Genomic DNA, 15,762 nt, shown 5'->3' on the forward strand with positions numbered 1-15,762 from the left:
TAATAAATCACATAAATGCCTTAACGTCGCCACAATTTCACCCTTTTTATTAAGGATATTACTATGCATCCCTTTGGGGATATTAAGCAGATTGTACCTGCTGGTTTAGATGCCATACTTTTGTATTTCGCGGGCGACACGGTAGATATTGCCAATGCGCGATGTCAGCATTGGTTGCATGCCATTACGAACTTGGCGTTTCCGTGGCTAAAAGAATGTGTGCCGGCATACGATTCATTGCTATTGGTTTTTGATGCTCACAAAGTGGATAGCCATTATGTTTATCAGATGCTTCGCTCAGTGGCAGCGCAAGATCCAAAGATAAGGATAAATGCTACTGAAGGTATTAGCGTGAAAACTCATGAAATACCCGTGTGGTACGGCGCAGAACCAGCTAACGACTTAGCGTTGGTTAGCCAGAAAACGGGCTTAAGCGAGCAGGATATTATTGATGCTCATATCAGCATGACTTACAAAGTTTACGCTGTTGGATTCGCGCCAGGTTTTGCTTATATGGGGAACGTGCCCGACACCTTGCACTGCGCTAGATTAGAAACGCCACGAAAGCAGGTACCAAAAGGGGCGGTTGCCATTGCCGATGCCCAAACCGCTATTTACCCTTCGTCATCGCCTGGTGGCTGGCATTTGTTGGGTTTATGCCCACTAAACTTAGTGGATACTAGCCATAACGCGCTTTTAAAAGTAGGTGATAATGTAAAGTTCGCGCCTATTTCAGAACAGGAATTCAGAGACTTGCATGAAGGTTAGTGTTGAACAAAATGGTTTGCTGAGCCTAATTATCGACGGTGGGCGGCAAGGTAAACAGCATCAAGGCTTTTGTCAGTCAGGCCCTATGGATGAAGAAGCATATTGGTGGGCGAATTATCTCGCTGGTAACCAAGAAAATACGCCGTGTATTGAAATTATAGGGTGCGCAGAATTTGTATTTGATACCAACGGGCAGGTGGCGGCTACCGGTCGCAATGTGGTTTGCCTGGTCAATGGTCAATCGGCTTGCCCATTTGAAACCATCTTTGTTAAAGCGGGTGATAGGGTATCCATTGACAGTGAACACATGGGCAGCAAAGCCTATCTAGCTATACAAGGGCGGTGGCAAGTGCCATCACCTTTAGGCAGTGCGTGCACGGTTTTGCGTGAGGGGATAGGCGGCCTTGAAAACAAAGGTGCACCGTTAGGGGTTGGCGATTCCATCGACATTGAAACCCCAACATTACGCAGTGCTCACAGGGCGCTGGCACAGAAGCACTGGCCGCGATACGACTTGAACCAACCCTTAGCGTTAATACTTGGCTACCAAGAAGACAAATTTAATGCTTCTGAAAAAGGGCGGTTGTTTTTAAACGCGTACTCGGTAACAACGAATATTAATCGTATGGGCTATCGATTGTCTGGTGCCCCCATTCATAGCCACATTAGTAAAATGCGCTCTGAAGCAATACACATTGGCGCGATGCAAATTCCGCCCGATGGGCAACCTATTGTGATGATGCGAGATAGACAAACCTTAGGAGGCTACCCTAAGCTTGGCAGCGTAAGTTTGCTTGATGTTAATCGTTTAGCACAAGCCGTGCCGGGGGAGACTGTTACTTTCATAAGTCAGCACTACGACGATGCTCGCGCCGCATTTTTATTGAATTGGCAAAAACGACTTCGCCTTACAGGAGAATAAGAGTGACTATTGCATTTTTAAACGGCGAATTTATGCCGTTATCAGAAGCTAAAATATCCCCCATGGACCGAGGCTTTTTGTTCGGTGATGGGATTTATGAAGTTATACCCACTTATCACGGGAAGGCAGTGGGTATGAAAGGCCACTTAAGCAGAATGCGTGATGGATTAGCCGCAATTTCTATCACTAACCCTTATAGTGCACAGCAATGGCAGCAAAACCTAGATGGGCTTATTGACGCCAATGCTAGCCATTTTCCAAGCGGAAACATTGGCGTGTATTTTCATATTAGTCGAGGCACGGACACTAAGCGTTATCATGCCTACCCGCAAAATATTACGCCCACCGTATTTGGTTTTGCATTTGAAATTGCGCCCGCTCAACCCCTAGAAGCGGATAAAGTTAAACCGTTCAAAGTAGCGCTTGAAGAAGATAAACGATGGCAGCGATGTCATATCAAATCAACGTCATTGTTAGGTAATGTCATGCACTTTCAGGCGGGTGTAGAGAGTGGCGTTCAAGAAACTATTTTGCACAATAGTGACGGCATTATTACTGAGGCGAGTTCATGCAACGTTTTCATGGTAAAAGATAACGCTATTTTCACTCCACCATTAGATAACCAGCTTTTACCTGGGATCACCCGCCAAATAGCGTTAGAAGCATTTAAACGAGCGGGCTTGGTAGTAGAAGAAAAGTGGTTCACCACAGAAGATTTATTTAACGCAGACGAAGTATGGTTAACATCTTCAAGCAAAGAAATTGCCCCTGTAATTGAAGTTGATGGTAAAACCATTGGTACTGGTGAAGTAGGGGCGATGTGGGAGAAAGCCATAAAGGCTTATCACAATTATAAGTTTGAGGCTTAGGGCATAGAGTTAAAAAACTTACGCTAAAAGCTCAAACTTGGGGCTTAAAACGAAACGCTTGATGTTTTAAGCCTGAACCTAAGTCTGTTAATACTGCTGTAAAATGAAGGGTAGGGAAGCGCAAGCAGGCAAAATGCCTAGGCGGTTTCCCTTAATTTAATGTGATAGGGGAACACTTTACTTGTTTCGCTTACACTTTTACCTTCGATAATAGATATCAATGAGCGGGTGGCTAATTCAGCCATCTCCCTTCTTGGTGTGGATACCGTGGTAAGGGAAGGGTAAATAGCTTTCGCAAAGCTCAAATCGTTGAAACCACATATATCAATGTCTTTTCCCGGCTTGATCCCCCGGCGATTACATTCCATTACAGCTCCGGCTGCAAGTTCATCACTAACAAAAAATATGGCATCTAAGTCTGGCCATTTGTGAAGCGATTCCACAAGCAATTCAGCGCCCGCTTGAAATGAGGCATCAGCACGTGACTGAAGGCACATATCATCTTGCAACTGTGCATTATGAAGGGCCTGCTCCCAGCCTCGTTTTCTAAGTACAGCACGCCAATCAAGCAGCAATGAACAAAAAGCAATTTTCTTTCTGCCCTTCACGTTTACTAAATAGTCCGTCATTTCTTTTCCCGCATTGAAATGATCTACACCATAATTAACGTCGAAAGTAGAGTCCGACATATCCATTATTTCAGCAACCGGCGCATTTGTATTTTTTAACATTCTTATGGTTTCATCGGTATGGCGGCTAGACGTGAGAATGAAACCTGAAACCGCTTGCTGAATATAAGATTCAACAATTCGTTCCTCTCCCAATTCTGAATAGGTAGCGTCACCAATCATTAATGCATAGCCAAGTTCATCAGCAATAGTTTTTGCACCTGAAACTACATCGTTAAAGACATTGTTCCCAAATGAAGGCAGTAGCAATGCAATCGTTTTATTGTTTTGAATAGATAAACTTTGTGCGGCGCGGTTGGGGATGTAATTTAAGTCCTTAGCCGCGTTCTTTATTTTCAGCGATAACGCTTTAGAAATGCTACTTGAATCTTTAAGTGCGCGAGAAACCGTAGTTTTGTGAATACCTAAATGTGCTGCGATATCTGAAATGGTGGTACGTTTCTTTATATTTTTCATAGGGTATATTCAATTTTTATTATTAGTGCGCAGTTTACATATTAAGCCGCGAGGAGAGCGCTATAGGGCTGTATTAAAAGGGCCTTAATCCAGGGGTAATGTCGCCCTTGTCACTGAGCTGATAAACGTTTTGCAGGTAGCCACTACCTCATCGACACTTTGTGTCACGTCTACAAAGAAAGCCTCATCTTTAGTGGGTACTTCAAGGGTAGAAAACTGACTTTTGAGCATATCATCGCCCACAAAAAAATGCTGTCTTTGTTTAAGCCTCTGGCCAATGGTATCGGTAGAGCCATGTAAGTAGATGAACCTTACATTTGATTGAACGCCTTTAGCTAATGGATTTGTTTTCTCTTCAGTTAGCTCTTCAGCTTGCCTACCTGTTAGCCCTTCACATAATATTGCTCGATAGGATGCTTTAAGCGCTGAACAAGAAATAATAGCGCTTTGATCATTTGCCAAATGCTCTTTGGCTATTTTATTCAAGTGCGTTAGCCAGTCCCATCTATCGGCATCTTCTAACGGAATACCAGCAGACATTTTTTCTACGCTAGCGGTAGGGTGATAATTATCACCTTCCTCAAAAACGAATCCCAGTTCAGAAGCCACACGCTCGCCGATGGTAGATTTCCCTGTGCCTGAAACCCCAGTAATAAAGAAAACGGTATTTGCAGTCATTCAACTACCTTTTTGATTCAATGCTAAGCAATGAGCCCGACACTACGTTAATTAATTTAAAATAAGCATAATTCGGAAACCGGTTGCGTTCAAGGTTTCTTTATAATAGTGTTACGGCGAATACATAATTTGTTAACGTTGTGTTGCATGGGGTAACAACGGGTTGCCTGAGGTGTTCTCTGTCTACTAAATAATAAAAATTTTCATCGTGTACCTCAGATTTTTACGTGCCGCTAATTGCAGGTTCAAGTACAGACTTAAGTGCAGGTTATAGGGAAGAAACATGTCAGATACTTTTTCACTTCTTTTTTTCGCCATCATCAGCATTGTGCTGCTGGCCTATTTGGTTATTGCTAAAAAAGTACATGCATTTATTGCCATTATTATTGCAGCAGCTTTTGTAGGATTAGGCACGGGAATGGACGCCACAGAAGTGCTCAATTCAATGCAAAGCGGAATGGGAAATACCCTTGGATTTGTTGCCACTATAGTGGGGCTAGGCGCAATGTTCGGGCAATTCTTAGAAGAGTCGGGTGGTGTGGATAGACTGGCGCTAACCATCAAACAGAAGTTCGGTGAAAAAAATAGCCAATGGGCACTAGTAATAACCGGTTTCCTTGTGGCGATACCTGTGTTTTTTGAGGTAGGACTTATTATATTAATGCCGTTGATTTATTCAATGGCGCAAAAAACCGGTAAGTCGTTAATTTATTATGGCATTCCTTTAGCTGCAGGGCTTGCGGTTACCCATGCCTTTATTCCCCCCACGCCTGGGCCAGTTGCCGTGGCGTCTATTTTGAATGCTGATATAGGCCTAGTGATTTTATTTGGTTTTATTGTTGGTGTGCCATGTGCCTGTATTGCTGGCCCAATTTACGCATCGTATATCGCCAAAAAAATCCATGTGCCAGTGCCGGAACATATTAGAAATATCGAAGCTAGACCAGTAGAAGCATTGCCCTCATTTTCATTAGTGGCCGCTTTGTTATTCTTTCCTCTTGTAGTGATCCTCATCGGGTCAATTGCGAAATTTGTGCTAGCCGATGGCATAGTAAAACAGGTATTTATTTTTGTTGGACATCCATTCATCGCACTCACCATCGCGACCTTGGCATGTTTTAAGTGGCTGGGTAAAAACCAAGGTTTAAGTGCAGATCAAGTGAGAAATGTGGCATCGAAAGGGTTAGAACCAGTTGCACTCGTGATATTAGTGACAGGTGCGGGTGGTATGTTCAAACAAGTATTAATCGATTCGGGGGCAGGACAAGCTTTTGCTGATGTGGTGGCACTTTCACCCTTACCACCGCTTATGGCTGGGTTTCTTATTGCCATTTCCGTAAGGATCATTCAAGGCTCGGCAACTGTTGCCATGTTAACGGCTGCAGGTCTGATGGCACCTGTGGTAAATGCACTGTCGTTATCACCATCTTTATTAGCGCTAATGACCATCTCTATCGCTGCTGGAGCAACCGCTATGTCTCACGTAAACGATACGGGATTTTGGATCATTAACCGATATTTCGATATCTCAGTAAAAAACACCTTAATTTCCTGGACCTGCATGGCAACTATCATTGGCGTTGTCGGACTGATGCTAACACTCCTTTTAGCCTTGTTTGTCTAGGATAAATACACATACACATGCAGATACTTTTTATTGATGTTTACTTAGGGTGATCTTGAGAGGTTAGGAGAAATTAGGAAACCGGTATCCATTATTTCGGCCACGCGAGCTCGCGCGTTATGCCAAATATCTTGTTCGTGGTTTTGAAAGAAAAACAAAAAGGCCCTTCAATTTACATTGAAGGGCCTTCTTTATTTCGTAATGCGTTGCGGTAACTAGTCGTTACCTTCGCAATTGCCATCTGTACATTCACCATATAGATACAGGCTATGGTGAGTAAGCTTAATATTATGCTTCTTGGCAATCATATCTTGGCGCTGCTCAATAATATCGTCTTCAAACTCTATTACCTTGCCGCATTTAAGGCATACCAAGTGATCGTGATGTTCTTTGTGGCTTATTTCAAAAACTGATTTGCCACCTTCAAAGTGATGGCGATTCAATATGCCCGCATCATCGAATTGGTTTAGCACGCGATATACTGTTGCAAGACCAATCTCTTCCTCTTGTTCGATCAGAATCTTATACACGTCCTCGGCACTGATGTGTTGATTTTGTGGTTCTTGCAAAATTTGCAAAATCTTGAGACGTGGCAGGGTTACTTTTAAACCTGCTTTTTTAAGTTCTTTATTCTGATCCATTACAACCTACTGAGAACGAGATGTTTATCAATGGAGCTATTATAGGTAACTCGTCAGGATTTAAAAGTAAAACTGCTGTTTCTTGTTCGGTACGATGGAAATTCGAACGAATTAGCAATTCTTATAAAAGTGGCTTGTCGGTAACTAAACTATTTTCTGAGGACAGACCAGTTTGTAAGTCTCAGTTATTACTAATGATTAATAGCATCTATCCAAACTGCAAGTGCATATTTTTAACATTCTGTTAAACTTGTTGCAATAATGGTAAAACGAGGTTGGTACGTAGATTCCATCGCGTATTTTGAATTATGCCAATGCAATTAACAGTTATAAATAAAATAAAAATCGGTTTTGGCCTTTTTGGTTGTTTGTTACTTCTCACAAGTATTCTTTCTTATTTCGGTTTAAACGACATTAGGCGTTCAGCAGAAGACGTGGTTGAACGCAAAATGCCAGCCCAAACCAGCATGCTTAAAGTGAAAACCGAGATTCTGGCGTTATCTGTGGTTACCGCAAATGGTTTTCACGAAAATACGCCTAGCGCTTTGTCTGAAAATCAACAAGAGTTCGAATCTTTGTCGAATGAGTTTGTTAATGATCTTGATAACCTAACCATTATTCTGCCGGGCAATAGCATTGCGGTAGAAGCAGTAGAGGCAAGCTTAGCTTACGTAGCAAACAGTCATGATATGTATGCCGCGTTAGCGAAGCGAATGGCGTTGGAAAGCGCGTTAGGCGACAAATTAAATCAGGTGTTGAGCGCGGCAGATGAAGCAAGTGCTTTAATGTTAGATTTATCCTATTTAGAGTCAGACAGCCCAAGCTTAGATACATTAATTGGTGCGGGCACCAATATTGATAATAAGCTGCTTACCACCACTGATTCTTTTAACGAACTTGCCGCCAGTGTAGACGCACAAAACACCGCTAATATTATTGACGATATAAAATATCAAATTAGTAATATTACGGTAGATAAAGATTACATAAATCGCCTTGCACTTGATATTGATGATGGAGGCACGGTAGCTGCTTTTAATGAACAATTTGCCTTAGTTATTGATAACGTCAATGGCGCCAACGGTTTGGTGGCATTGCAACAACAGAAGTTAACTGAAATAGCCTTAGCACAAACAAAAAAAGACGAAGCGTTAGCGTCGTTGCAATTAGCGTTAAGCAGCATTAATACCTTATTTGATAGTGTGCAGTCTGAATCTATCCAAGGACAAAATGCTATTCTTGAATCGGTGCAAACCAACTTAGTTAAAAACTTTGTTGTGGCAGTTATTGGCCTGATTGCAGCTATCACGTTAGGTGTGCTGGCAACCCGCAGTATCTCTACGCCCCTCGGAAGAATCAATGAAGGCCTAACCCAGTTAAGTAAAGGGGATTTAAGCCACACGCTGCCTGAAATAGGGAATGATGAGTTTACGGCGCTTTCTGTCAAAGTGAATAGCTTAACTAATAGCTTGCGAGAGTTAGTCGGGAATATTTTAGAGCAAGAAAAGCGCTTAATTACTATTACTAAAGAAAGTGTCGCATTAGGTGAAAAGAGCTTACAAGGTGTGGATGAACAACGTAAACAGGTAACGGTGATTTCCACCAATACCCAAGATGTTCAGAATACAAGCCGTAGCAATTTAAGCCAAATCAATGACGCCATGGAAGCGCTGCATACGGTCACCGCGCAAAGTGAAGAAATTAGTGAGTTAGTGGCGCAAAACCGCAGTCAGGTAGACAGTCAAGCCCGACAGGCTGAAGCATCCGCTGACATCATCAATCGTTTAGATGGGCATTCACGCAGCATAGGCAGCATTCTGGATGTTATTAAAACCATTGCAGAGCAAACCAACTTATTAGCACTTAACGCCGCAATTGAAGCTGCTAGGGCAGGAGAGCAAGGCAGAGGCTTCGCTGTGGTAGCCGATGAAGTGCGCACCTTGGCAAACCGTACGCATAACTCGACAGAAGAAATTGAGTCTATGATTGGCAATCTTCAAAAAGATGCCGAGAAAGCGGTAAAAGCAATTAATGCGGGCAGAGAACAAGCCCAGGAAGGGGTAGAAATTACCCAACAGGTGTCGCAGCAGGTTGAAAGTATTCGAGAAATTATTGCTCGTTTAAGTCAAATAAATGAGCATATTGTTTCAGATACCCAGCAGCAAGATGTATTGCTTGCAGATGTTGCGTCAAGCTTGAATACCATTGTTACATTGGCTGATTCTAGTGCCCAAAGTACTCGTCAAGCCAATGAGTCGACTATGATGCTAGATGCTCAAACTGACAGCCTTAGAAGAGCGGTAGAACGTTTTCAGCTTTAGTCCTGCGAAGTATTAAAGAGTTATTTAAAAACGCTAACAAAAACGCCGCTAAAATAAGCGGCGTTTTTATTACTCATCAGCATGAAGCTGAAAAAACTATTAAAGCTAGGCTAACTCAGACAAACACAGTTCGTCGTGAATTTGCTTACACCATGACTTAACACGCGACTCGGTAAGCTCTGGCTGACGGTCTTCATCAATGCCTAAGCCCACAAAGTGGTTGTCGTCTGCCATACCTTTAGATGCTTCGAAATCGTAACTCTCGGTAGGCCATTGTCCTACTAAGATGGCGCCACGGCCTTCAACGATATCGCGAACCATACCCATAGCATCAAGGAAGTATTCTGCATAGTCTTCCTGATCGCCACAGCCAAAAATAGCCACGAGCTTGTCGGTAAAATCAATGTCTTCTAGTTCTGGGAAGAAATCATCCCAGTCACACTGCGCTTCACCATAGTACCAAGTAGGGATCCCGAAAATAAGCAAATCAAACTCTGCTATATCTTCTTTGCTGCTCTTGGCAATGTCTTTTACATCAATTAGCTGTTTACCCAGTTCCTTCTGGATCATTTTCGCAACATGTTCGGTATTACCGGTGTCACTTCCGAAAAACAGGCCAACGCTTGCCATATCAAACCTCTATTATTCGTTACTAGTTACTATACACCTGTGCTTAGCCAGAACCATTCAATGATTCCCTTTGCTAGGAAACCAATGGCCCCTAAGCCTAATACCCCATAGGTCACAACACGCCCAATTAACGGCACATTATTTTTTGATAGGACATCGTGTACCGCAAAGCTCATCAATACAAATAGTATAAATAAACCGCCGTACAGCATGATGGTTTCAATTAGCTCAAAGTTTTCTGCAAGCATAGTGTCTTTATTGGAAAAAATCTGGCGCAACTATATCACAGTATATACGCCTAGCAGAGTCAAAAAGGGTCAAAAAAAAGTAATAATAGTCATTCGCATCTTAGATGGCGCTAACTTGGTGTCTTTTCTAATGTGCGAGCCACAATTGCATTGAAAACACTTGGTTTCTCAGCATGTAGCCAGTGCCCTGTACCCTCAATAATGTGTGCCTTGGCACCAGGAAAGTATTTTGCAATTTCCTTCCTATAAGAATTATTAATGTAATCCGACTCGGCTCCTTTAATAAACAAGGTTATCCCTTCAAAGGTCAAATTACTTTGAGGCCAATCAAGTATTCGTGAATAACTTTCAATTAATCCATCAACATTAAAACGCCATTGCCACTCATCGTTATCAGTTTGGTATAGGCTTTTAAGCAAGAACTGCTGTACACCAGGTTCTTTAACGTATTCAGAAAGGGCGGTTTGTGCCTCTTTTCTATCACTTATTGCGTCTAGAGGAACATTTTTAAGGCCATCGAACACCGCTTGATGACTATGTGAATATTTGACGGGGGCAATATCTGCCACTATTAAATGGCTAACACGGTCTGGGTTTAATAACGCAAATTGCATTACCACTTTACCGCCTAAGGAATGCCCTAAAAAGGCAGCTTTATCAACCTGGTTGTTATCGAGTATTTCAACAATTCCCGTTACTGCGGCTTCCAACGAAAACCCGTCAGTCCAAGGGGATTGCCCATGATCAGGTAAATCTATACTAATAATATTATAAGTGCTTTCAAAATGGCGTTTAACACCTGCTAAATTGTCAGCACTACCAAACAAACCATGAACTAACACTAGCCATGGTGAATTTTTCTCGGCTTCAGATAATTTGAAATGCAAAGACACTTTATACCCTATTAAAAATAGTAATTACGACTAGTAGTGGGGGGAAATTTAAAAATGACAAGAGATAGGGTGGTTAGCAGTAAACTAATTCACTGCTAACCCACTTTATAGCACTAGCACTACGCGTTTACTGAATAGTCTTCCAACGACTTTCCGCTTTCAAGTGCTTCTTTGTATACGCGAGGCATACGACCAATACCTGTCCAAGGGTGGGTAACACCTTCGCTATCCGTTAATTTGTATTTAACTGGACGCTTTTTACCTACCTTTTTAGGGGTGTCTTCATTTAATGATTGTAAGTCTTCAAAATTTAAACCCGCTTCTTCCATTTGTTTTTTAATTTCTTCAAGCTTCGCGCGTTTTTCTTGACCGACTTTTTCTTCTTCAAGCGCTTTTTCTTTTCTTTTATCAATAATGTTTGCAAGTTTTTCTTGCACAGTTTCTAGCTCTTGAATGCTTAATTCCTTTACAGCACCTTGTAAACGTCTTCCATGGGTTAAAATATCTAAAAATTCGTTCATTTAATAACCTTAGCGTTTCGTAGTGGATTTTTCGGGCGAATCATAATTAAATTTAGCACAAAAAAAAAGCGGAGAGAGTCCGCTTTTTAATTTTTTAAGATAAATGGCTTTAAATTACATGTTCGGGTAATTTGGACCACCGGCTCCTTCAGGCACAACCCAACGAATATTTTGTGAAGGATCTTTAATATCGCAGGTTTTACAATGCACGCAGTTTTGCGCATTAATTTGAAAACGTTTAGACCCTTCCTCTTCAATTATTTCGTAAACGCCGGCAGGGCAATAGCGCTGCGCAGGTTCTGCGTATTTAGGGAAGTTCACTTCTAAAGGAATAGAGGCATCTTTTAATTGTAAATGACAAGGTTGTTCTTCTTCATGATTGGTATTTGATAAAAATACCGAAGAAAGTTTATCAAAACTTAAAACGCCATCCGGTTTAGGATAGGCAATTTCTTTTGCATCAGCAGCCAAATCAAGTTGAGCATAATCTTTATGTTCGTCTTTCATGGTGAAAAACAAATTACCATTAAAGAAGTTCTGCTCTAGGGTATTAAATGCGCCACCCCAGAAATTACCTAATTTATGAATAGCCGGTCCGAAATTACGTGAACGGAATAATTCATCATATACCCACGAATTTTTAAATTTATCGGTATAGCTAGTTAATTCACTTTCAGGTGCCTCGGCATCTTTCGCTAATGCTTCAATAATAGATTCAGCAGCCAACATGCCTGATTTCATGGCTGTATGGTTGCCTTTAATTTTAGCAAAGTTAAGTGTCCCTGCTTCACAACCTACTAATATGCCACCCGGGAATGTCATTTTGGGCAAAGAATTAAAGCCACCTTTTGCAATAGCACGGGCTCCGTAAGAAACACGCTTCCCGCCTTCCAAATATTGTTTAAACACAGGGTGGTGCTTTAATTGTTGGAATTCATCAAACGGGCTCAAGTATGGGTTGCTGTAGTTCAAATCAACAATAAGACCTACAAATACCTGATTATCTTCTGCGTGGTACAGGTAGCTACCGCCAGTCGCGTCGTTTAGCGGCCAACCAGCACTGTGTACTACTAATCCAGGTTGATGCTTAGCAGGGTCAATATCCCAAATTTCTTTAAAGCCGATGGCGTAATGTTGAGGCGAGGCGTCTTTATCAAGCGAAAAGTGCTCGATAAGGTCTTTACCTAAATGCCCACGGCAACCTTCTGCAAATACCGTGTATTTCGCACGAAGTTCCATGCCCGGCATATAGCCATCTTTTGGTTGTCCATCTGCGCCAACACCCATGTCGCCTGTTAGTACGCCACCAACACTGCCGTCGTCATTATAAATGACCTCTGAAGCCGCAAAGCCTGGAAAGACTTCCACACCTAGTTGCTCTGCTTGTTCAGCTAACCAGCGACAGACATTACCCATCGACACAATATAGTTACCATCGTTATGCATGGTTTTAGGGGTAATTGCGTTTGGTAGGCGTTTTGATGATGATTCACTATTCAATAAATAAATATGATCTTCGGTCACTGGGGTGTTCAAAGGTGCGCCTTTTTCCTTCCAATCTGGAAAAAGTTCGTTCATTGCTCTAGGCTCAAATACCGCACCTGAGAGAATATGTGCACCCACTTCAGAGCCTTTTTCGACAACACAAACCATGAGTTCTTGGTTGTTTTCATTGGCAAGCTGCATAAGCTTGCAGGCGGTTGATAGTCCAGCTGGGCCGGCACCGACGATGACTACGTCAAACTCCATCGATTCTCGTTCCACGGGTGGCTCCTTATGTTCGGTTTTTTATAGTGCACTATTGATGAAACAAATAATGCGATGTGTCAAAAACATGTAAATTAATTGTCGCCCTGAAAGGTAATCTAGGTTGACGTTTACGTCAACAGTAAGTACATTGCAGGGAGTTTACGTTAACGTTAACTAGCAGCGCAAATACTGTGCAAGTAAACGTGGTGTTAATGATATTTTGGGTCTAGCCTTTTGAAAATGTCTTCGCCGCAACGCAAAGTTAGCGTAAAGCACATTGTTAAAGTTTCAGAATGCGTGGTGAAGTAACGCTGTTTCCTTAACCGCTTATTAGCATGGAATAGCAACATACACCGACGAACTCAACAATTGAGGTAAATATGAAAATACTCGTCCCGGTCAAACGCGCGATCGATTATAACGTTAAAGTAAGAGTGAAGGCCGATAACTCTGGCGTTGACCTTACTAACGCTAAAATGGCCATTAACCCTTTTTGTGAAATTGCTGTTGAAGAAGCAGTAAGACTAAAAGAGAAAGGGATAGCGACAGAAATCGTTGTGGTTTCTATTGGCGATAAAAGCTGCCAAGAACAAATTCGTACTGCGTTAGCACTAGGCGCCGACCGCGGTATTCAAATTGATACAGACCAAAACCTAGATTCTCTTCAAGTGGCTAAGTTGCTTGCTAAAGTTGTTGAAGAAGAACAGCCTCAGTTGGTGGTATTGGGTAAACAAAGTATCGATTCAGACAATAACCAAACCGGACAAATGCTTGCTGCATTAACCGGTATGCCTCAAGGCACCTTTGCATCAGAAGTAGCGGTAGACGGAACAAGCGTTAACGTTACCCGTGAAGTTGATGGCGGTTTACAAACCGTTGCCTTAACGTTGCCAGCTGTTGTGACTACCGATTTACGTCTGAACGAACCTCGCTATGCTTCGCTGCCAAACATTATGAAAGCGAAACGTAAGCCGCTAGATGTTAAATCAGCTGCCGACTTCGGTGTGGCACTTGAATCTAACGTTAAAGTTCTCAAAGTAACGCCGCCACCTCAACGTGAAGGTGGAGTGAAAGTTGCGGATGTTGCTGAGTTGGTCGAAAAACTTAAGAATGAAGCAAAGGTGATCTCATGACAGTTCTTGTATATGCCGAGCACGACAATGCTAGCTTGAAGTCAGAAACTGCAAAAATGGTTCATGCTGCAGCGAAAATGGATGGCGATATTCACGTGCTAGTCGCAGGTGAAGGTTGTCAGGCCGTTGCTGACAGTGCTGCGCAAATTGACGGTGTAAGCAAAGTATTGCTTATCGACAACGCAGTCTACAAATACCAGCTTGCCGAAAACGTCGCTGATCTTGTGTTATCACTTGCTGATGATTACAGCCATTTATTAGCCGCAGCTACTACAACAGGCAAGAACTTCATGCCTCGTGTTGCTGCACTTTTAGATGTTGCTCAAATTTCTGACATCATTGGTGTTGAAAGCGAAGATACCTTTATTAGACCTATTTACGCTGGTAACGCTATTGCGACAGTACAATCGTCTGATAGCAAAAAGGTGATCACTGTACGTGCCGCTTCTTTTGATGCTGCTACAACAGGCGGAAGCGCTGAAGTAACGACACTCGATGTGGTTAAAGAAAGCGAAAAGTCTAGCTTTGTGTCTGAAGAGCTTACCGAGTCTGAGCGCCCTGAGTTGACCGCCGCTGAAGTGGTTATCTCTGGTGGTCGTGGTATGCAAAACGGCGAAAACTTCAAGTTACTTGAAGGTATTGCTGACAAGCTTGGTGCTGCTATTGGTGCATCTCGTGCCGCAGTTGATGCGGGCTTCGTACCGAATGACATGCAGGTTGGCCAAACGGGTAAAATCGTTGCGCCGCAGCTGTATATTGCCGTAGGTATTTCGGGTGCTATTCAGCATCTTGCCGGTATGAAAGACTCTAAAGTCATTGTTGCTATTAACAAAGACGAAGAAGCGCCTATTTTCCAGGTAGCGGATTACGGACTTGTTGGCGATTTATTTGATGTGTTGCCTGAACTAGAAAACACACTATAAATACAATGCTTTTATAAATATCAAAAAAGGCTGCCTTTAAACGCAGCCTTTTTTAATGCTCGTATTAACGGTTAGAAACCGCAGACGAGGGTAGTGTTAAACACGAACCACAGAATTATCTTCGCTTCCAATGGTAGAGGGGAGATAAGCATCGGCGGCCCAATCGTTTTCCCACATATCACCATCGAGTAAATAGCGAAATTGGTACTCGTGATCGGTTTCTAAATTGATCGTTAGCGTAAAATCGCCACTCTTTAGTTTTTTCATCGAGAGAGGTTGCTTGTCCCATTCGGTAAAGTCACCCACTAAGCTAGCCTCATCGGCATTTTTTGCTTCTTCAGCGGAAAGGCGGAATGTTACTTTACAAACGGGTTTAGATTTCAGGTATTGCTTTTTTAGGCTCATGACAGGTCATCCCTTTTAGCGTAACAAATTCGTTGTTGCATCGATAAGTGCAACTTTTCCTGCGAGTGTGCAGGTGTTTAAATAATCAACGATTATTACTCATTTAGCAATCTTACATTTTAATTCGATGCAGTTTTTTTTATATTACGTTAAGTAGCGCAATAATTAGTTGAATAATTCACAATTTTTAACAAACGAAGACAAGCGCTTCACGTCGAAACACATTACACTAGAAACAATAAAAAAATAATAAATCACGTATAGCTTTAACCCATTGTTCGCCAGACACATT

The 15,762-nt window shown here is 42.2% G+C and carries 16 protein-coding genes; 7 read left to right on the plus strand and 9 right to left on the minus strand.

Annotated features, from left to right (window positions below):
• The first annotated feature begins 63 nt into the window (after nucleotides 1–63).
• Genes J8L84_RS11540 through J8L84_RS11550 form a run of 3 tightly spaced genes read left to right on the plus strand, consistent with a single transcriptional unit; the run spans nucleotide 64 to nucleotide 2,559 of the window.
• On the plus strand, nucleotides 64–768 hold the full coding sequence (locus tag J8L84_RS11540; protein ID WP_211070819.1) for a carboxyltransferase domain-containing protein: 705 nt from the start codon (nucleotides 64–66) through the stop codon (nucleotides 766–768).
• Entirely contained in the window at nucleotides 758–1,690 is a 933-nt protein-coding gene (locus tag J8L84_RS11545) for a biotin-dependent carboxyltransferase family protein (protein ID WP_211070820.1), read from the plus strand. The genes J8L84_RS11540 and J8L84_RS11545 overlap by 11 nt, the downstream gene beginning before the upstream one ends.
• Nucleotides 1,691–1,692: 2 nt before the next feature.
• On the plus strand, nucleotides 1,693–2,559 hold the full coding sequence (locus J8L84_RS11550) for a D-amino acid aminotransferase (protein ID WP_211070821.1): 867 nt from the start codon (nucleotides 1,693–1,695) through the stop codon (nucleotides 2,557–2,559).
• Nucleotides 2,560–2,696: 137 nt separating this feature from the next.
• Here J8L84_RS11550 and J8L84_RS11555 read toward each other — a convergent pair whose 3' ends face one another.
• Nucleotides 2,697–3,704, minus strand: a complete 1,008-nt coding sequence (locus J8L84_RS11555; protein ID WP_211070822.1) for a LacI family DNA-binding transcriptional regulator — start codon at nucleotides 3,702–3,704, stop codon at nucleotides 2,697–2,699.
• A gap of 84 nt (nucleotides 3,705–3,788) precedes the next feature.
• Nucleotides 3,789–4,382, minus strand: coding sequence for a gluconokinase (locus J8L84_RS11560; protein WP_211070823.1), 594 nt, complete (start codon nucleotides 4,380–4,382; stop codon nucleotides 3,789–3,791).
• Between the two features lie 283 nt (nucleotides 4,383–4,665).
• On the opposite strand from J8L84_RS11560, the gene J8L84_RS11565 reads away from it, so the two are divergent.
• The gene (locus J8L84_RS11565; protein WP_211070824.1) at nucleotides 4,666–6,006 is read left to right on the plus strand and encodes a gluconate:H+ symporter; all 1,341 of its coding nucleotides are present in this window, start codon (nucleotides 4,666–4,668) and stop codon (nucleotides 6,004–6,006) included.
• 215 nt (nucleotides 6,007–6,221) lie between these two features.
• Here the strand turns inward: J8L84_RS11565 and fur are convergent, their stop codons facing one another.
• Nucleotides 6,222–6,647, minus strand: coding sequence for a ferric iron uptake transcriptional regulator (fur, locus tag J8L84_RS11570; protein ID WP_057792126.1), 426 nt, complete (start codon nucleotides 6,645–6,647; stop codon nucleotides 6,222–6,224).
• A gap of 314 nt (nucleotides 6,648–6,961) precedes the next feature.
• On the opposite strand from fur, the gene J8L84_RS11575 reads away from it, so the two are divergent.
• Entirely contained in the window at nucleotides 6,962–8,968 is a 2,007-nt protein-coding gene (locus J8L84_RS11575; RefSeq protein WP_211070825.1) for a methyl-accepting chemotaxis protein, read from the plus strand.
• A 105-nt stretch (nucleotides 8,969–9,073) separates the two neighbouring features.
• Here the strand turns inward: J8L84_RS11575 and fldA are convergent, their stop codons facing one another.
• The 5 genes from fldA to J8L84_RS11600 all read right to left on the minus strand — a co-directional run bounded on the left by fldA (nucleotide 9,074) and on the right by J8L84_RS11600 (nucleotide 13,024).
• Entirely contained in the window at nucleotides 9,074–9,598 is a 525-nt protein-coding gene (fldA, locus tag J8L84_RS11580; RefSeq protein WP_013784294.1) for a flavodoxin FldA, read from the minus strand.
• Between the two features lie 29 nt (nucleotides 9,599–9,627).
• Entirely contained in the window at nucleotides 9,628–9,846 is a 219-nt protein-coding gene (locus J8L84_RS11585) for a DUF2788 domain-containing protein (RefSeq protein ID WP_057792124.1), read from the minus strand.
• Between the two features lie 110 nt (nucleotides 9,847–9,956).
• Complete coding sequence (locus J8L84_RS11590; RefSeq protein WP_211070826.1) at nucleotides 9,957–10,739, minus strand: alpha/beta fold hydrolase; 783 nt, start codon at nucleotides 10,737–10,739, stop codon at nucleotides 9,957–9,959.
• Between the two features lie 119 nt (nucleotides 10,740–10,858).
• Entirely contained in the window at nucleotides 10,859–11,260 is a 402-nt protein-coding gene (locus tag J8L84_RS11595; protein ID WP_062086422.1) for an H-NS family nucleoid-associated regulatory protein, read from the minus strand.
• A gap of 114 nt (nucleotides 11,261–11,374) precedes the next feature.
• On the minus strand, nucleotides 11,375–13,024 hold the full coding sequence (locus J8L84_RS11600) for an electron transfer flavoprotein-ubiquinone oxidoreductase (protein ID WP_211070827.1): 1,650 nt from the start codon (nucleotides 13,022–13,024) through the stop codon (nucleotides 11,375–11,377).
• Nucleotides 13,025–13,389: 365 nt separating this feature from the next.
• Between J8L84_RS11600 and J8L84_RS11605 the strand changes: the two genes are divergently transcribed.
• Complete coding sequence (locus J8L84_RS11605; RefSeq protein WP_061997369.1) at nucleotides 13,390–14,142, plus strand: electron transfer flavoprotein subunit beta/FixA family protein; 753 nt, start codon at nucleotides 13,390–13,392, stop codon at nucleotides 14,140–14,142.
• A complete protein-coding gene (locus tag J8L84_RS11610) occupies nucleotides 14,139–15,065 on the plus strand; it encodes an FAD-binding protein (RefSeq protein ID WP_211070828.1) in 927 nt (308 codons plus the stop codon). Before J8L84_RS11605 ends, J8L84_RS11610 begins: the two co-directional genes overlap by 4 nt.
• 96 nt (nucleotides 15,066–15,161) lie before the next feature.
• On the opposite strand, the gene J8L84_RS11615 is transcribed toward J8L84_RS11610, so the two are convergent.
• Nucleotides 15,162–15,470 carry an isoamylase early set domain-containing protein gene (locus J8L84_RS11615; protein WP_211070829.1) on the minus strand — a complete coding sequence of 103 codons (309 nt, stop codon included), beginning with the start codon at nucleotides 15,468–15,470 and terminating at the stop codon, nucleotides 15,162–15,164.
• Nucleotides 15,471–15,762: the final 292 nt, after the last annotated feature.

This window comes from Alteromonas sp. MMG017, assembly GCF_018100795.1.
Taxonomy (GTDB): domain Bacteria; phylum Pseudomonadota; class Gammaproteobacteria; order Enterobacterales; family Alteromonadaceae; genus Alteromonas.